We start from the raw sequence: 19,464 nt of genomic DNA, 5'->3' as shown, positions 1-19,464 counted from the left end.
GCTATATAATTAGGAAAACTTTATCTTCTTGGCTGCATAAGCACACATTTTAAAAAGTACCAACCCCTCCTTAAAGTGCTGAATATTTGAAGCGCCATAGGTTCTGGGCATATAACGGACGGGAATATCATTTATTTTTAATCCTAACTTCGCAGCGCCGAATAACAAATCAAAATCGCCAAAAGGGTCAAAATCACCAAAGTAACTCCGATTTTCCGCAATGCGGCAATAATTCTCTTTTGAAATTGCCTTGGTTCCACAGAGAGAGTCTTTGATTTTAGTATTAAGAAGATAGGATAGTAGCCAGGCGAAGAAACGGTTAGCCATTCGGTTCAACCAGGGCATAGTAGTAGCATTTACTGGGTAGATGAGGCGGCAACCGTTAGCAAATTCACAGTATCCAGAAGCGATCGCCTCGAAAAAGTAAACTAAATCTTCTGGCTTAACGGTTAAATCGGAATCTAAGATAATAAAAACGTCTCCTGTTGCCATGTTAAAGCCTTGGCGAACTGCGTCTCCTTTGCCTATCCCTGATTGTTGGGCAACTTTTATATCCCATCGATCTTTGTACTTTTCCTGAACCCGTTGAATTTCTGACCAGGTGTCATCTCTAGAGTTTCCTTCTACAAAGATGATTTCAGTATGTCGGCCCAATTTTGGCATCCGGGTGACGCAAGCTTCGATATTCCCTGCTTCGTTTCGTGCTGGAATAATCACTGAACAAGTCCTTTGCTGAATTTGGGTTTGAGCATCAGCATCTTTAGGCTGTAATCTGGCAATAATATACTCACATAAACAAAGTTGGTTGATAAAAGGCAAGGGTGCTAGGAACCGATTTATAAAATAGCTTATTAGTGGCACTCGCTTTGGAAAGAGTAATCTTTTTCCGTGATAAAGGACTTCAAAACCAGTTAGTTGTAATAAATTTTGAATATCTTCCAGACTCAACCAGTTGAGATCTGATAAGGGCATGCGTTGCCCGATCAAGGTGGCAAATTGTAGAATAGGTTCCCATACAGGGTTTTGAAACGTCATGACCAAACGGCTATTATTATGGCAGGCTTTTTCTATAGAATGTAATGCCTTCTGTATATCCTCTATGTAGCTGATTGTATTGGCCAATAAAATATAATCAAATTTCTCTAGGGGTTGAAAATATTCTATATTCTCTACCTGAAACTCCAGTCCTGGAAAACTTTTCTGACTATCTTCGACGGCCTCGGAATTTCTATCAATTCCGAGGCCATAACTTGGATTAACAGCCGCTAATAAGTACCCCAAACGTGAACCAACCTCTAAGACAGAATAGCCAGGACGTGTTGAAAAGCGGAAAAACTTTTCTAAGTCTTTATAGTAGTAGAGATTTCGATTTCTCCATTTTTCCATCCAATTTTTATAGTTCATATCATCTAATAAAAATTATGGGCAGTTCTGTAGAATTAGTGATGTTATGATTTACAACCGGTCTATTAAGCAGTGCCTAAGGCAGCGCTAAATTATAATTGTGAATAAAATTCCAAATAGCACCAATTTGAAGACATTGTCAAAACGCTGACACCATCTCTCTCAGCAGGTGGGCATTGCTATCGAAACTGTTTCTGTGATCGGATTGAGTCGCGAAAGAGACTAACCTAAAAACCTTAGCCTATATAGATTACCCTCAGATTCTTCCTAAAATTCCACTATGTCTTTTGCTACCATGCCTTTTCCTCTTTACTATAGCGCTCTTGTATAGTTTATATCTGAGGTTAACACAAATTTTTAAATAGTGCTAGTATTTTTTGGTAATTGTTACATAATTTAATATCTTGGCTATCGTTATAGTTTTAGGAAGTTAGTAAGCTGATTAGATTAGCGCTATATTTAGTAGCTTGAATTGAACCCAATTACTATAGCGCTATTACTTGACCGGCGGAGGCAAAGGATACTCTTAATTAAATAGCGCTATCTTTACTTAAGAGTAGGAGCCTATCAAAACTATAGCGGTATAATAATTTGGTTGGGGAGGATTAAATATAGCCCTAATTTTTTTGGCGTTGCTGAATTAAGGAATGAATGCGCAATCATCTGGTTTTGTTAAAGCCCCCTAAATCCCCCGAGCGAGGGATTGCTCGCTCGGGGGACTTTGAACGTCTTATTCCCCCCAGAATTGGGGGGTTAGGGGGGCAAAACCATACCCAGAATCAGCAACGCCATTTTTTTGATAAGACATGATCTAATCACCACAAATTTAATAGCGCTATAGTTGGGATAAGCATTGATCACACAACACTTGACCACTGAGGCACTCAAAAATATTTTCCCAGTTATCTGATCTCAAAAACGCTGCTCGAACTTCAACCATTCATAATCATCCAAGGTTTGCACCTCATCACTTAGGTCAACCCAGGCTTGTAATTGTCCTGCTTGAAAAGTACGACTCATGACCACATAAATCGATGTCTGGTCACCACCAATGCCGACACTTTGTACCGATTTCCAAGACTTAGCTTGTAATTCATCAATTACTAACCATCGCTCACCTTGCCAATAAAAATATCGGCGAAAGCAGAAGGGAGCGTCTTTTTTCCCAGTAATTAATAATTTCTGCAATAATTTCCGAATTAAATTGGGAAAGAAGCGTCCTATCGTTAACATCACTCCCCGCAGAATTAGTAAATTCATTGGAGTCATTTGCTTCTGTTTCGCCCATCCCAAGTTTCCCTCAATCAGAATTTCATCTTCACTGACTTTAACTTGATAGTCATCAATCAGATGACCAACAGCATTTTTTAATTTACCTCTGTTTTGTACTAATATAGAAAAATGGGTATCTGAAGCAATTAATTGATTGTCTCGAAATATCTTAAAAACGCCTCCTTTATTCAAAGCTAAATAAAGTTCTGTACCTCGACGGCGGTCAATTAGGATGTTGGCGTCTTTCAACCATACGCGACCACTGCGACGGGGAGTTGGTTTGGGTCGGTTGCTGACAAAATCCCGCCAAGATAGGAGATAATTCCATGTATGGTGACCAATAATGTGATCATCGGCGTAACAGGGACCAAGACCATTAGCTAATCCCACCAAGAAGCGGTCATTAATCTCTAGGGCTTCTGGAAACCAGCGTCCTACTAATTCAAAGCCATGGGGAAAAAAGTTGTAAGTGTTACGGCTAGTGTATTCTCCGCCATAGGAACCATCGGGATGGATGAATTGTGCGGCTAATTCGACAGCTTTGATCAGAGCTTCTTTTAGGCGTGGGTCTAATCTCAACAGATAAATCCTGGCTAGACAGGAAATCGTTAAGGTGTGGTAGCCTGGGTCGCAGCCTTCGTATTCTATAAACCAACCTTCGGGACTTTGCCAGGATAATACTTGCTCTAGTCTTTGCGATCGCGCTCTATCCCATTGATTGGTATGCAACAGTTCCGATAGCAGGTCTAAACATAAGACAATCAAGGCTTGGTGGTTGCTGAGCTGTCCACTTTCCATGTGATGGGCTAGCCAATCTGCTCGTTTTTCAAAGAATTGTAAGGCAATGGGGTTATGGAGTCCCATGGCTTTGTAACTTTCGATGCTAGCCAATAAAGAAAAGGCGGCGGCTCCAGCAGCACGCTCAAAAGGGAAATAATCATCACAGGAGCCATCGGGATGGGAACTGGATGCAGCAAAAAGTATCCCTGCTTCGACCCAATCGAGAATTACTGGTTGCTGGTAGAACGGGTTATCTGGCAAGTGGGTATGATAGGCTAGTGCTAGGGGCCAGACAAATTCCTGTGCCATCCCACTAGGAAAATCAATTATTTTATAGTGCCAGAAGTTACGGTCAAAGCAGCCGTAGGTGGGACTGTGGGGATTGCGGTCTAGGAGGGTAAGGATTTTAGGGATTTGGTTTAGGGCTTGACGGGCGAATAGGTCTCTGGTCATTATTTACTGCTGAGTGCGTTAGTCCGAGAGTCCGAGAGTGATTAATTCTTTTCAGCCAAAAGTAGTCTTAAGAGCTTCCCACTATAACAAGTAGTCTTAAGAGCTTCCAACTATAACAATGGGAGTCTCAACGATTCAAGAAACTATTGACAAATTCTTCTCCTTCTCCCCCCTCATCACGGTTTTCCCGCTGTTGATGATTTCCGGTTGATGGCAAATGGGGAGTGTGATTGGAGTCAACTTCCAATCGACGTAGTCGTAGTTGGATGTCTTCTAGAAGTTGACGATTGACTGCCATTAGGTCTGCCACTAAACCAAATATCCACAGTTGAAAGCCCATTAGAATCAGAATAGCAGCTAAAACTAGGCTGGGTACGTGAGCTTTGGGAGTACCAGCGAAGTATAGGATTAACCAACGAATCCCCAGTAAGGTTCCTAGGGTAAATGGAATTGTCCCCAAGGTGATAAAGAATCTCAGGGGGTTGTAGGTCATGGAGATTCGCAGGATAGTGATTAGCGATCGCTTAACATAGGCACTGATACTCTTGACTAGACGGGACGGGCGTAAATAGCGATTGGTGCGGATTGGTACAGACGTAATAGCGATGCCTTTTTGTCCAGCTTGAATAATAGTTTCTAGGGTGTAAGTGTATTCATTAAAGACATTTAGCTTTAAGGCGGCTTCTCGGCTAAAGGCTCGGAATCCACTGGGAGCATCAATGATATTAGTATTGCTAGCAATTCGGACTACCCAACTACCGAATTTTTGTAGACACTTTTTAATAGGGGAGAAGTGCTTAATCTTCTGAATCGGTCGCGCCCCGATCACTATTTCGGCTCGACCTGATATAATAGGTTGTATGAGTTTGGGAATGTCATCAGCGCAGTACTGATTATCCGCATCGGTATTGACAATAATGTCCGCATCTGCTTTCAAGCAAGCTTCGATTCCTGCCATGAAAGCTTTGGCTAGTCCCTGATTGTGTTTAAAATTGACAATGTGGTCTACGCCATAGGAGCGGGCTACGTCTACGGTGCGGTCTGTACTGCCATCATTGATAATTAGCCACTCAACGGTATCTACACCCCTCAGTTGACGGGGAAGCACCGAAAGGGTAATCCCTAGGCTGTTTTCTTCGTTGTAGCAGGGGATTTGAATAATTAGTTTCGTCATCGATGGTGACGGGTTTTGCTTCAAGAATGGGAAAAACTCCGGTGCCTTTGATTATCGCAGACCCAGGCAAAAGAGTTTTGGTTTCTTGATTATGGTAGGTTATTGAGGATTATACCAGTTGTTAATGGAGAGTCAAGGGAGTCGGGAGTCGAGAGTAGGGAGTAGGGAGTAGGGAGTAGGGAGTAGGGAGTAGGGAGTAGGGAGTAGGGAGTAGGGAGTAGGGGAAGCAAAAGTTGTGTTTTTTACATATTTGTGATCATAAAGCAAATTAGAACAATTTAATATAGCGCTATAGTTAACTAAAAATTATGCGATCGCAGAACTGCTGATGATAGTTTTACCACTATCGAATTTTGTGCTATCGATTGGTTTAATGGAAATTACGCGATTGGCCTACGGCCACGCTACGCGAACGAATTGCTAATCATGACTTGAGCAAAGCACAAATTTTGCGAAGCACGAATTTATGCGATTGGCCTACGGCCACGCTATGCGATCGCAAAACTGCTGATATGAGGGGGGTATGACAACCGGATTTAGTTTAATTATTAAAGTCGCCACGGGTCGCACCTAAAAGATACATGCTGTTTTGGACGGGACCTTAGACGTAGTTATAAGGGCTTGAGCTTCCAGAAAATCATTCGTAGGGTCAATTTGGGAGTTTATCTTCCCTAAGATCATTGGCATCAAAGCCTTATCTAGTAAGCTTTTCAGGGCTCATGTCACCCCCTCAGATAATTTCTCCTATCCACTCTAAGAAACCCACAAGAGAATCCATAACTTCAGGAGTGACTTCACCAGCATCTTCTAGTAATTCAATTGTCTCATCTCGGACTTCTCCTATTTCAGAAAAATTTTCAATAGTGACTTCACCTGTCTCATGTAGGACTTCAGATCCTATGTTAGTAAAATTTTCAATAAAATTATTTGCATTGGCTAATAAATCCCTTAGATAATACTCTAAAGTTTTTAGATTATCGTGTTCCATACTAAACATATCATTATTATTTTCAAAAACAATTTTTAGTGAATTTGTCATTATTTGATTATAACGTTTAGCCATAGATAAACCAATTTTTCGAAATTTTTGGCGTAACTTATTATCAAGATTACTTACACCTTTTTTAAACTCATCATTATTACTTACATCCACAACTGTATTAGCAATTTCAGGCTCTTCCAGGAGTCTAGCGACAACTCTTGCAATAAGTTTAGGATTACCATTAAAATTTTTGATTATATTCTTCAATTCTGGAGAATTTTGCATTATATCTCCTATTACAATAGTTCCTGCAATACCTAAACCTGCGGCCTCAGTCAAAGTTTGATCTTTGTTCAACATGTTTTTGTTTGTATGGTTCTTCAGTACCTGGTATGCTAAATTTCCAGTTAAGAAACTTATAAAGCTTACTGTATAAGGATTTTTAGGCTATTCAACTAACAAAATTTTCCTTTATACGGCCTCTGACCCCAGATCCGCTGTTCCCAGATCCGCTGTTCCCTCTTACATACTGTTTATTTAGCATAACAAGTACGGAAGAGCCGTTTGTATAAGCATTTAGAGACCGCTGCCACGTGAATACATCCATAATTCAACCTACCTATTTATAGTCCTTAATTACATATCTGCTTAATTTAGAATTTTTATGCTAAGCAGGTACACAAAATTAATTATAGCGGTTTTTAGCCTAATGAGGTACACAGGATTTTTTACCTGTCCCATCAAACCAGGTAATCTGTACCTCACCAAATTTAAAACCGCTATACACATTTCCAAAAAACTCAAACCATTACAATGTAAGGGTTGCAGAGATTGCGAGTAGGTAATTAATTATGGGATCGGTGCTTATAATTTCAAGCCTAAGGGGGTGACAACATAGCTAGAATGTCACCAATATATTCAAGGGTGGGTTTGATTTAGTTTCGTACTTCTGTTAGGGCTGCTTGGCCTAGAGAACAGGGTAAACGCATCTAATTTTTTTATTTCTACATATAGTGTTTATTGAATTGCATGAAAACTATATATAGAAAGTATATTCTCAATAAGCACAATAAGACCGGGTTTATTGAGAAATACCCCCGGTTACCCAACAAGATGCGCTTACCCTGCTACTTATCGGGTTTTACTATAGCGCTAGTTTTAATAAAAATTATCCAATTGCAATTGCATAACTGATCAGAGTTTTAGCCCTATCGAATTGTACTAAGCCCGCTATACTCAATTCATTATTAAGCGATCGCATTGCTAATCATTATTTGAGCGCTATCAGATTTTACACTACTATATTATTATGTGATCCCATTGTTTCTAATGAGTTTCCTAAATATCCGCGTTTACTAAGACCGCTAGAATTACTCCCAATTAAGGGATCACAGGGTGCATCTCAATCCATGCTGTTTAACACGGTGGGTGGAATGGGCATCTTGCCCGTTACAATCGGACGGACTGTTCCAAACTGGCTACCGCGAAAATCAGGGCTAGTCCATCCCTAACGCACCCTACTGGCGTGGCAAGCTTAATTTGATGCATTAGAAACAGATGGGGGAGTGTGGGGAGTGTGGGGCGGGGGCGCGGGGAGTGTGGGAAGATGGGGAGCAAAAATCTATTGCACTATTTTAAGCTTGCCACGCCACTACAGAACATTTTCAAACAAAATAATAACGCCTGGGCATCAATTATTATTAAATAATCATGGGAGTTGTCAACAATAAACACTCATCTTTGCTTCAGGCTTAAATAACTAAATAATTCATCGGTTGTTTTTCCCAGACTTATTCAGCAAGCCCTACCTAGGCATCGACTCTAACCATACTTGTGGATGCTTGGATGTCAGCCTTTTTCCTAGACCGGTAAATCCTGGCGAGGATTAAAATTATCAATCTGCCGTAGTTTTTCGTACAGTTCTCTGACCTCCTCAGTGACTTCGGTGGGCACAACAATCTGAATTTCTACTACCTGATCCCCTCGCACCCCTTCTTGATTGGGATAACCCTTATTGGCCAAGCGCAATTTTTGTCCTGACCTCACCCCACTAGGAACATTAATTTGCACTATACCATCCAAGGTGGGAACTTCTATTAAGTCACCTAATACTGCTTCAGCAGGCGTTACTGGTACTACACAAATCACATCAAATTCCTCTAATTTAAAGAAGGGATGAGGTGACACAGTGATTTTTAAATTTAAACATCCACCATCAATACCTTGACCTTGGAGCCGCACCAGGGCACCGGTTACCATCCCAGCAGGTAGCTCAATTTCTAAACCCCGTCCATCTTCTAGGCGAATTCGCTCTCGACCCCCCTTATAGGCTTTTTCCAAAGGTAGGGTTAATCGAGCGTCAATATCTTGAGGTTGAGGTTTGGGATAAGGTTGAGGCTGAGGCTGGGATTTCGGTTGAGGTCTCAGACGAGAACTAACCGTGTAGGCTGTTTTAGTTTTCCCTGGTCGAAACGCACTGTCGGAACTTACCCGAGTCCCTGGAGGTGGGGTTGATGTTGCCTTTCTAGTAGAGCGGCGTCCGAGTAGTTGATCAACGAAGGTGTTAAAGTCCCGGTAATTGCCATAATCCTCTGCTTGGTATGAACCACGACCATTGCCGTTCCAGCCTACATTTTTAATCAAACTAGCCGCTTTAGCCGCTTTTCTACCAAAATTCTTCTGCCAATATCGACTAAATTGGTCGTACTGCGATCGCCTATTCGGGTCAGAGAGAACTTCATATGCCTCACCAATATCCTTGAACTTGTCTTCTGCTGTCTTATCTCCAGGATTCAGGTCAGGGTGATACTGTCGAGCTAACCGCCGATAAGCCTTTTTAATTTCCTCGCTGGATGCCTCTGTGGGTACACCCAACATTTCATAGTAATCTCGATAGTTTTGCATAGTCATTGGTCTTAGTCATTGGTCATTAGTCCATTGTCAGTGTCTTAATGCATTCCCTCATCGGGGAAACCCCCGTATTAAGGGGCTGCATCGCTTTTTTGATCTATTCTTGATTAATGGTCAATTGTCAGTATTTTTTGAAGCGAAGAGCCCAGTTTGCTTTTACCTAAACACTAATTGCTAATTAGTTGTGGCTACTGACTACTGACAACTAACTATTGACTAATTTAGAACCAATCATCATCCTCATCCCAATCATTTTCAAGGGGATTTCTGCGATAGCGATCGCGACTGGATCTCGATGAACTAGCCCCATAGGAGTCATAGGAGTCCCCCCCCCGGCGGTAATCCCGTTGAGAATATCTGTCTGTGTCACTATCTCCGGTAAAGGTGCGACGAATTGAGCCAAAGAAGTCATCATCCTCTTCTTCCTCATATTGCAGCCGTACCTCTCGCTTGAGCTCATAGAGGGCATCTTGTAGATCACCTTGAGCCCGATCAATAGCCCGGTCATCATTTTGGGCAACGGATTGACGCATCTCCTGAATTAAGCCTTCAATCTGACGCCGATAACCACTAGCAAACTGTCTACCAAAATCTAGGGCTACCTCCCTCAGTTGCCGTTCCGCTTCATTAGCCAAACTTTCTGCCCGATTGCGCTTTTCTACTCGTTCCCTTCGTTCCCGGTCAACCTGGGCGTATTCTTCTGCCTCACGAATCATTTTGTTGACTTCCGCCTCACTCAGGGTAGAAGCCCCTTGAATGGTAATGCTTTGTTCTCGACCAGTAGTTTTATCCAGTGCCAATACCTGCAAAATTCCATTGGCATCAATATCAAAAGCCACCTGAATTTGGGGCACTCCCCGTGGTGCTGGGGGAATACCAGTCAACTTAAACCGACCCAAGGACTTATTATCTGTTGCCATATCCCGTTCCCCTTGCAGCACATGGATTTCCACCAAAGTCTGATTATTTTGGGAGGTGGAAAAAATATCAGACCGCCGGACTGGGATAGTCGTGTTGCGAGGGATTAATTTTTTCATCACCCCACCAATAGTTTCCAAACCCAAGGACAACGGGGTTACATCCAGCAATAGGATATCTTTGACTTCACTGTTGAGAATTCCTCCTTGAATTGCAGCTCCTACTGCCACTACCTCATCAGGATTAACGTTCTGATTTGGTGCCCGATCGATTAAGCTGCGCACCAATTGTTGTACCATAGGGGTGCGGGTCCCCCCTCCTACCAAGATCACTTCATCGATTTCCATAGGAGTTAAGCCAGCATCTTTGAAAGCTCGTTTTAGGGGTCTGCGCAAACGACTAACTAGATCCACACATAGCTCTTCAAACTGGGAGCGCTTCAGCCTAGTTTCTAGGTGTTTTGGACCATCTTCTGTAGCTGTGATAAAGGGCAAATTAATATCAGTTACACCCACCCCAGACAGCTCGATCTTGGCTTTTTCTGCAGCTTCAGTCAGCCGTTGTAGGGCTTGGCGATCGCGTCGCAGATCAATTCCCTCTGATTCCAAAAATTGCTCTGCCAACCAGTCAACAATTTTTCGATCAAAATCATTGCCCCCCAGTTGAGTATCACCACTGGTGGATAGGACTTCACACACCCCATCCCCCACCTCTAGGATAGAGACATCAAAGGTACCCCCACCCAAATCAAATACTAGGATTGTTTGACTTGCCTCAAGATCCAAGCCATAAGCCAAAGACGCTGCTGTTGGTTCATTAAGAATCCGCAGAACCTCTAACCCAGCAATTCGTCCAGCATCTCGTGTGGCTTGCCGTTGAGAATCATTAAAGTAAGCCGGGACTGTTATTACTGTCCCTGTTACCTCCTCTCCCAGGTAGCGGCTGGCCTCATCCGCCAACTTCCGCAGAATCATCGCAGAAATTTCCTCTGGGGCAAAGTCTTTTTTCAAGCGGGGGCACTTAATTCTCACATTACCACTTTCATCCCGGCGAATGGTATAGGCAACCCGCTTCGACTCTGGATTCAGTTCAGCATACTTACGTCCAATATACCGCTTCACCCCATAGAAAGTATTTTGGGGATTAAGCACAGCTTGGCGGCGTGCCAATTGTCCTACAACCCTTTCCCCATCCTTACTAAAGCCAACCATTGACGGAGTTGTGCGCATACCTTCCGCATTAGCAATTACCACCGGCTTACCGCCTTCGATGACAGCCACCACGGAGTTTGTTGTACCCAGGTCAATGCCGACTACCTTGCCCATGCGTCCTTTATTCTCCTCAAGATGAATGCTGTCAACTCGTTCAATGAATTTCAACTACTATATATATAGATGATATTTTGATTAAAATTGTATATAGCCAGTGGTTCGGTTTTCCGAAGCGTAGTCACCCTAGACCCCTGACGCTTGCAGTTATGCTAAGGGATGCCCCGAAGTGCTGAATCTATTCTATCCCTTGAGTTATGCTCAAATTGAGCATAATTTTAAAATAAGCATCCTATCATAATAGAGATTATGTTAGCAAACTCGAACATCGGGTTAAGTAGTAGATTCAATACTATTGATTAGCGCTACCACAGCTCAATCTGCCCGACTTACCTGAGGGAAACTTCCCTGTGCATAATCATTCGAGGGCTCTGGCAATGCTAGGATCACAGTAGCCCCCTATATTGAATTATTAATGGCAGAAACACTATTCTTTAATGCTCTGCGTGAAGCCATAGACGAAGAAATGGCACGGGATGAGACAGTATTTGTAATCGGTGAAGATGTTGGTCACTACGGTGGTTCCTACAAAGTTACCAAAGATCTGTGTAAAAAATACGGTGACTTGCGGCTTCTGGATACCCCCATTGCCGAAAATAGCTTTACTGGTCTAGCTGTGGGTGCAGCAATGACAGGTTTACGACCAATTGTCGAAGGCATGAATATGGGGTTTTTACTCCTGGCATTTAACCAAATTTCCAACAATGCTGGGATGCTGCGTTATACCTCTGGTGGTAATTTTAAAATCCCGATGGTGGTTAGAGGTCCTGGTGGTGTCGGACGTCAGTTAGGAGCCGAACACTCCCAGCGTCTAGAAGCCTACTTTCAGGCAGTTCCTGGTCTCAAAATCGTTGCTTGCTCCACCCCCTACAATGGGAAAGGGTTGCTGAAATCTGCCATTCGAGATGATAACCCAGTACTGTTCTTTGAACACGTCCTGCTCTACAATCTCAAAGAAAATCTGCCAGAACAGGAGTACTTGGTACCCCTTGATAAAGCTGAAGTTGTACGCTCCGGTAAAGATGTTACCATTCTCACCTACTCCCGGATGCGTTACCACGCCATGCAAGCGGCTAAGCAGCTGGAAAAAGAGGGGTATGATCCTGAGGTAATTGACCTGATTTCCCTCAAGCCTCTAGACTTTGAAACCATTGGTGCTTCACTGGCCAAAACCCACCGAGTCATTATTGTAGAAGAGTGCATGAAAACCGGTGGCATTGGGGCAGAATTAACAGCATCGATTAACGAGCGCTGGTTTGATGAACTCGATGCACCAGTGCTTCGGCTTTCATCTCAAGATATTCCCACTCCCTACAACGGGACTCTGGAAAATCTCACCATTGTCCAACCCGATCAGATTGTCGAGGGTGTGAAAAAGATGATGGCTTTGCGGATTTAATTTAAAGCTTGGCAAATAAAGCTTAGGCATTAGCCATGCAGGGGGCGTTGCTGATCTTTGGATGCTGGAGGTTAAAAAGATCCCGATTGGTGACTAACTATACTAAGTAACCAATCGATGGAATACTTAAACCTCCAGCCTTCAGACTTCAGAGTTCAGACTTTAGACTTTAGACTTTAGACTTTAGACTTCAGACTTCAGACTTTCTCAGTTACTACACTCGCCAAAACAGATTATCATAGCATTTGTTGCGGCGGGTCGTAGTCATGCAAAAACAGCGTTCACTATTAGCCTTAATCCTAGTACTTGTAATTACAGCAATCATAGTACTGGTGCAAATTCCGATCCGGTTAGGACTGGACTTGCAGGGAGGGGCTCAACTTACAATTCAGATTAACACTACCGAAGAGATTACGGAAATCACGGCTGAGCAATTAGCCGCAGTTAAAACGGTTATAGAAGGCCGAGTCAATGCCCTAGGGGTTTCTGAGTCGGTAGTGCAAACCGTTGGCAAAGACCAGCTTTTGGTACAGCTACCTGGTGTCAATGACCCGCAACAAGCGGAACGGGTACTAGGGGGAACAGCACAGCTGGATTTTCTCAATCAAAAGATTGGTACAGAAGCACAGCTGCGGGTTGAACAGCAAGTGCTACAAGAACAACAATTCAACCAAGAAGTATTACGCAACAGTGGTGATGGAGATGCGATCGCAGAAAATCAAGCTGCTATCAATCGTAGTAACCAAGCCATCCTTGAACTATTTGAAAGTACTGGTCTGACTGGCAAAAACCTCAAAGATGCTCGTCCCCAACCTCTTCAAAGTGGTAGTGCTTGGGAAGTAGCTATCCGATTTGATAGTGAGGGAGCTCAAAAGTTTGCTGAGCTGACCAAGAACATTGCCGGTACAGGACGCAGCATTGGTATTTTCCTCGACAATTTACTAATTAGTGCTCCGAGTGTGGCAGCGCAATATGCTGAAAATGGCATCAGTGGTGGTGCAGCAGTGATTACGGGTAACTTTGATGCCGAAAGTGCCTATGAATTTGCTGCCCAGCTGCGGGGAGGTTCCTTGCCCTTGCCAGTGGAAATCGTGGAGAATCGCACCGTAGGGGCAACCTTAGGACGAGATAGTATTCAACGTAGTATCTATGCTGCTGTAGTGGGTCTGATTTTAGTATTAATCTTTATGGTGGTCTATTACCGACTCCCTGGCATCATTGCTGATATTGCTCTGAGTATCTACGCTTTACTTACCATCGCAGCATTTGCCCTACTAGATGTTACCTTAACCCTACCCGGAATTGCTGGTTTTATCCTTAGTATCGGTATGGCAGTTGATGCCAATGTGCTGATTTTTGAGCGGACACGGGAAGAATTACGTGCTGGTAAGACCTTGTATCGCTCAGTGGAGTCCGGGTTTTACCGAGCATTTTCTAGTATTGTAGATGCAACTGTGACCACATTAATCGCTTGTGCAGTACTGTTTTGGCTAGGCTCAGGTCTAGTCAAAGGCTTTGCTGTCACCCTAGGCATTGGGGTAGGAATCAGTATGTTTACCGCCCTTACCTGTAGTCGCACGCTGATGCTCGTGACAGTTTTAGGACTTCCAGGGGTACGTCAGAAACCAGAACTCTTCTGCCCTAATTTACCAACCTAATAGTTTAGAAATTAGCAACTAGGAAGTAGGAACTAGGAAGTAGAAACTAGGAAGTAGGAAGTGTAATTCAAGGGTTTGGATAAAGCGTTTATTTCACCATGATCCGGTTTAACTAAAAAACCTATTTCATCCTTCATCCTAGTTGTAGATAAAGTGGTGAATAGAGTTGTGGATAAAGTGTTTAGTTGACCATGATCAGTTTCCATCAACAAACCCATTTCATAATTCATCATTCATAATTCCTAGGTTATAGCAATCCTAAATTAAATTAATTGTGATAATTTTGTTCCCTACTCCCTACTCCCTACTCCCTACTCCCTACTCCCTTTGCTATATCAGGATTTACTAATAAAAAAGTCAATATGAAACTTAATGTAATTAAAACGCGATCGCTTTGGTGGAGCATCTCAACCTCCCTGATTACCGTCGGTATCATTGCCATGGTGATTTCTTTTCTCCAACTAGGAGCCCCTTTACGGTTAGGTCTGGATTTCGTTGGTGGTACCCGCCTACAGCTAGAGAGAGACTGTACTCAACCTGGAAACTGCGACCAACCCATTGATGTGGCTATGGTACGGGAGGTGATGACAGTACAAGGTCTTGGCAATAGCAGTATCCAAATTCTAGGGGAAGAAAAACAAGCCCTAACAATTCGGACTAAAACATTAGATGTTGAACAACGCACCCAGTTGCAAACTGCCCTAACCGAGCGTCTTGGTGTTTTCAATCCCAAATCTACTCAGATTGACACCGTTGGTCCGACCTTGGGCAGACAACTGTTTGTTTCTGGCTTAATCGCTTTGTTTATGGCCTTTGTGGGCATCTTTGTCTACCTTACCTTCCGATTCGAATTTGACTATGGCCTATTCGCTTTCGTTGCCCTGTTCCACGATGTCTTAATCGCCATTGGTCTTTTCTCTATCCTAGGTTTGGTGCTAGGGGTAGAAGTCGATACCTTGTTTGTGGTTGCCCTATTGACAATTATTGGTTTTTCGGTTAATGATACTGTGGTGATTTACGACCGGGTGCGAGAAGTAATTAAACTCAAGCCAGGTCAACATATCAATCAAATTGTAGAGGATGCTGTTAATCAAACCTTAACCCGTTCCATCAATACCACCTTAACTACCTTGCTACCCCTGTTAGGAATCTTGCTGTTCGGGGGAGAAACCCTAAAATTCTTTGCCTTAGCACTGATTATTGGTTTTATAGCAGGGTCTTACTCCAGTATTTTTATTGCCAGTACCCTCTTAGCTTGGTGGAGAGAGCGCACTGGTAAAGCTCAGTCTGTAGTAGAGGTTCCGGTTAATCCCGAAAAGGAGGGGAATTCAGTGATTGAAGCAGAATTTTCTGATGAAGTTTAGTTCTAATTTTCAATAGTTTTCTGATTATGGAGCAGCCAGGTAGCCAAAGAAGAAAAATTACCCTTGACCCCATCTTTAAGGCCAGGGTAAAACGATTACATCAAATAACTGTTTATGGTAGGTGGGTTTTCGTAGGCATCCTCTGGATAACTGTTGCTCCATTAAGCCTGTGGGGTTGGCACTATGAAATTTCCCTGATGCGATCGCATTTTACCTGGGCGGCACTCCGGTATAGTATTATCTACAACCATGTGCCTGCAATAGGTCTGGCTATCTGTATTGGCACAACCTTAGCCGTCTTAGTTTGGCAAAGTCGCAATATTTTATTTGGATTACCACCCTTAGAACAGAAACGCCTGGAGCAACAAGTACAGAGGATTTGTCAGCAAGGACCAACACACCCACTCTGGAAGTGGGTGTGCGGCTCTTGAATTAAATAAAATCTGCCTCTGTGAGCTGACTTGCGGATATCCCTAACACCTGTGCTAAGACTTCGCCAGTGTCATCAATACTAATAGTACTCTGGACAATATTACCAGTAATCTCCAGGTCAGCAAAGGTCAGACCTCCACCTAACTTGAAGAAATCGATTCCATTTTGAAAATCATTCACAGTATCTGTTCCCTCACCAGGGTTCAAGACATAGGTGTCAGAGCCGACTCCTCCAGATAAGATATCATTCCCTAATCCGCCTTCTAAGGTATCATCACCGTTATCACCAACAAGGATGTCATCACCCTCACCACCGATCAAGGTGTCTGAGTTTTCTCCCCCAGACAAGGTATCATTACCAGCTCCACCTTTGAGTAAGTCGCCATTAGTCCCACCATCAAGGACGTCATCACCGTCACCACCGTGCAAGGTGTCTGAGTTATCTCCTCCAACCAGGGTATCATTACCAGCTCCACCGTCGAGTAAGTCATTGCCTGAGCTACCTTCTAGGCTATCGTTGCCATTACCCCCAAGCAAGGTATCATCCTGGAAAGTACCAATCACCGTCGAGTCATTATCTTGGATGGTAATCAGAGTAGCTACCTCACTGACGTTGTTGAAAGCTAAACCATCATCAACCACAAACTGGATAATGCGACCAGAGGCATTAGTCACACCAGATGTGTTCTCATACTCTAGGGTGTTGAGGACTTGCTGGTAATTTTGGATGGTATCTACCCCATCTAAGGTAAGGATACCATTGGTGGCATCGAAGCTAACCGCTATCGAGGTATCAGTGTTGTCAACACTCAGCAGTTCCTGTGTGGGATTCAGCAGATTGGCAATTTTTACTGTTGCGCCAACCAGAGTGGTGTTATTAGCATCACTCAGAGTCAATTTGTTATCTGGGAACAGTGCCAGCTGATTACCGGTAAATGTGATAGTACCATCAATCCCTTCGGTATCTACAATAGCTGGGGCAGCAGCTGCAATAGCTGGGGCAGCAGCAATAATTGGTTCGGGTGCTGGATCAGTATCAGTCGTGGTATCAGTCGTGGTATCAGTCGTGGTATCAGTCGTGGTATCAGTCGTGGTATCAGTCGTGGTATCAGTCGTGGTATCAGTCGTGGTATCAGTCGTGGTATCAGTCGTGGTATCAGTCGTGGTATCAGTCGTGGTATCAGTCGTGGTATCAGTCGTGGTATCAGTCGTGGTATCAGTCGTGGTATCTGTGACCGATACACCATTGAGGTCTATCACTGGGGCAACATTACCGAATAGGACATAGCTATTCCCTGAAGTGTTGCCATTGGATGTACTCAGCTCAAGACCAGGTGCTCCGATAACTAGGTCATCAATGCTATCACTATTAACGTCTTTTGCTCCACTTACTGAGAAGCCTAGGGAGTCAGTACCTTCGATAACTAAGCCATTTTCCCCGTTTAGGGTAGAAAGGTCTACACTGCCAGTAGTTCCCAACTCTTCACTGCCGAATAGCACATAAACTTTGCCTGCACCTTTAGCTCCAATCGCAACATCAGCATACCCATCATAGTTGAGATCCCCAGCATAACTAACTGACGAGCCCAGGAGACCATTCGCTTCAATCCCTGTGATGGCAAAGCCGTTGGTACCGTCGAGGCTGGCAAGGTCTAAGTTCCCTGTACCAGCAACATCTGTGCCGCCAAAGATTACGTAAGCCTGGCCAACATTAGTCTGGTCACCGGCGTCAACAAAGGGAGCCCCAATGATTAAGTCACTAACACCATCACCATTGACATCGCCAGCATCACTCACGGACCAGCCTGCCCTGTCACCGAGATCAAGGGTGGAACCTTCATCAATACCATTAATGACGAAGCCAGTTTTGGGGTCGGAGGAGGGTATCGATGAGAGGTCTAGAGTTCCAGTGGCACCCAAACCTGAACCACCGAAGACTACATAAGTCTTGCCAGCAGAACTGTTGTCAGTAAGAGGAGAATCACTACCAGGAACACCGATAGCGAAGTCTTTGATGCCATCACCATTGATATCCCCAGCACTACTGACTGAGAAACCTGCTAAGTTTCCGGCAACACCACTGGTGAGGAGGAAGCCATTAGTGCCGTCCAGAGTGGAGAGGTCTAGGCTACCGCCAGTACCTACTGTGCCACCAAATACTACATAAGCCTTGCCAGGATTAAGACCCGGAGAAGCAATAGGCAACAAGGCATGAGGAGCACCAATCAAGAGGTCATCTTTACCATCGCCGTTAACGTCCCCTAAATTGCTGATGGAATAACCGGAAAATTCTGCAGGATCGACGCCATTGATAGCGAAGCCATTGGTACCGTCTAGGGATGAGAGATCTACGCTACCAGTAGAGCCGACAGTGGAACCGCCAAATATCACATAGCTCACGCCATTGTTGTTGGGACCAGCACCGGGAGCACTTACCACTAGGTCATTCGTATCATCACCATTGATATCTCCACCACTGCTAACCGAGAAGCCTAAGAATGCAGCCTCATTCAGACCTCCAATCACAAAACCGTTAGTACCGTCTAGGTTAGCGAGTTCGATGCTACCACCAGCACCCACACCTGGACCACCGAACACCACATAGCTTGTACCTGAAAAATCGCCATTGGGATCAGCTCCTGGGGCTCCGATAATCAGGTCAAGATTGCCATCACCGTTGATATCTCCGGCGCTGCTGACTGAGTAGCCGGAGCGGTCACCTAATGTAACACCATTAATAGAGAACCCAATTCTGCCGTTAAGGTTTGAAAGATTAAATAGTTGATTTGACATAGTTAAGTTGGTAGATGTATATATCCTTTCGATTTGCCATCATCTCAGTTAATCCTAGTGATTGGGACTAGGATTGTGATAAATTAATCAAAATTTTACGTAATTCTGAGGCAGTCTAGGGGAAATCTTTATATGTTGATGGGAAATAATTAATTACTTTAAAATATCTACTACGCCGTTTGAGGTATTAAGTCAGTCAATATAATTAGAATTTATGGAATTTTCATTGTTGGTAGGTAATTGGTGTTGCCGAAAATTCCGCTAATCAAGGGATAACCTTCCTAGACAATCCACCACTCAAGCTTCTTGGTTTTGTTCAAATATTTATGCACTAAATAAAATTAGTTATGTAAAGATTTGGCAAAACCGCCAATTTGGCCCGACACTATTATTGAATTGTGCTATTCACCTGTGTTTGTTTACACCTAATTTCTCCATCTCCCCATCTCCCCATCTCCCCATCTCCCCATCTACGATGGCGAGAATAATTCTAAATTTGGCAATCCCAAACACTTAGCTAAATACGAAAAGAAATTAGCTAAAAAACAACGTATCGCAGCCCGTAAAAAGAAGGGCAGCAATGGTTGCAAAAAAGCG

The 19,464-nt window shown here is 43.6% G+C and carries 12 protein-coding genes; 4 read left to right on the top strand and 8 right to left on the bottom strand.

Going from position 1 to position 19,464, the window contains the following annotated elements:
- Positions 1-9 precede the first annotated feature (9 nt).
- The 7 genes from F6K57_RS17475 to dnaK form a co-directional block, all read right to left on the bottom strand.
- Entirely contained in the window at positions 10-1,386 is a 1,377-nt protein-coding gene (locus F6K57_RS17475) for a glycosyltransferase (RefSeq protein WP_198954313.1), read from the bottom strand.
- A gap of 930 nt (positions 1,387-2,316) precedes the next feature.
- Positions 2,317-3,909 carry a hypothetical protein gene (locus F6K57_RS17470; protein WP_293069545.1) on the bottom strand — a complete coding sequence of 531 codons (1,593 nt, stop codon included), beginning with the start codon at positions 3,907-3,909 and terminating at the stop codon, positions 2,317-2,319.
- 127 nt (positions 3,910-4,036) lie between these two features.
- On the bottom strand, positions 4,037-5,083 hold the full coding sequence (locus F6K57_RS17465) for a glycosyltransferase family 2 protein (RefSeq protein ID WP_293023494.1): 1,047 nt from the start codon (positions 5,081-5,083) through the stop codon (positions 4,037-4,039).
- 89 nt (positions 5,084-5,172) lie between these two features.
- On the bottom strand, positions 5,173-5,313 hold the full coding sequence (locus F6K57_RS17460; protein WP_293069543.1) for a hypothetical protein: 141 nt from the start codon (positions 5,311-5,313) through the stop codon (positions 5,173-5,175).
- Positions 5,314-5,813: 500 nt separating this feature from the next.
- Positions 5,814-6,425, bottom strand: a complete 612-nt coding sequence (locus F6K57_RS17455; RefSeq protein ID WP_293069541.1) for a hypothetical protein — start codon at positions 6,423-6,425, stop codon at positions 5,814-5,816.
- Positions 6,426-7,925: 1,500 nt separating this feature from the next.
- Positions 7,926-8,969 carry a DnaJ C-terminal domain-containing protein gene (locus tag F6K57_RS17450; protein ID WP_293069567.1) on the bottom strand — a complete coding sequence of 348 codons (1,044 nt, stop codon included), beginning with the start codon at positions 8,967-8,969 and terminating at the stop codon, positions 7,926-7,928.
- A gap of 227 nt (positions 8,970-9,196) precedes the next feature.
- Positions 9,197-11,218 (bottom strand): molecular chaperone DnaK, encoded by a 2,022-nt coding sequence (dnaK, locus tag F6K57_RS17445; protein ID WP_293037892.1) that lies wholly within the window; start codon positions 11,216-11,218, stop codon positions 9,197-9,199.
- 418 nt (positions 11,219-11,636) lie between these two features.
- On the opposite strand from dnaK, the gene F6K57_RS17440 reads away from it, so the two are divergent.
- From F6K57_RS17440 to F6K57_RS17425, 4 genes are all read left to right on the top strand, one after another.
- Complete coding sequence (locus tag F6K57_RS17440; RefSeq protein ID WP_293023500.1) at positions 11,637-12,620, top strand: alpha-ketoacid dehydrogenase subunit beta; 984 nt, start codon at positions 11,637-11,639, stop codon at positions 12,618-12,620.
- 266 nt (positions 12,621-12,886) lie between these two features.
- Positions 12,887-14,278 carry a protein translocase subunit SecD gene (gene secD, locus F6K57_RS17435; protein WP_293023503.1) on the top strand — a complete coding sequence of 464 codons (1,392 nt, stop codon included), beginning with the start codon at positions 12,887-12,889 and terminating at the stop codon, positions 14,276-14,278.
- 362 nt (positions 14,279-14,640) lie between these two features.
- Positions 14,641-15,642, top strand: coding sequence for a protein translocase subunit SecF (gene secF, locus F6K57_RS17430; protein ID WP_293069538.1), 1,002 nt, complete (start codon positions 14,641-14,643; stop codon positions 15,640-15,642).
- 26 nt (positions 15,643-15,668) lie between these two features.
- On the top strand, positions 15,669-16,073 hold the full coding sequence (locus tag F6K57_RS17425; protein ID WP_293023509.1) for a hypothetical protein: 405 nt from the start codon (positions 15,669-15,671) through the stop codon (positions 16,071-16,073).
- Between the two features lies 1 nt (position 16,074).
- On the opposite strand, the gene F6K57_RS17420 is transcribed toward F6K57_RS17425, so the two are convergent.
- Positions 16,075-18,867, bottom strand: a complete 2,793-nt coding sequence (locus F6K57_RS17420; protein ID WP_293069536.1) for a hypothetical protein — start codon at positions 18,865-18,867, stop codon at positions 16,075-16,077.
- Between the last annotated feature and the right edge of the window lie 597 nt (positions 18,868-19,464).

Source organism: Moorena sp. SIO4A5 (genome assembly GCF_010672005.1).
In the GTDB taxonomy this organism is placed as follows: domain Bacteria; phylum Cyanobacteriota; class Cyanobacteriia; order Cyanobacteriales; family Coleofasciculaceae; genus Moorena.
This window is presented reverse-complemented; position numbering and strand designations above follow the sequence as displayed.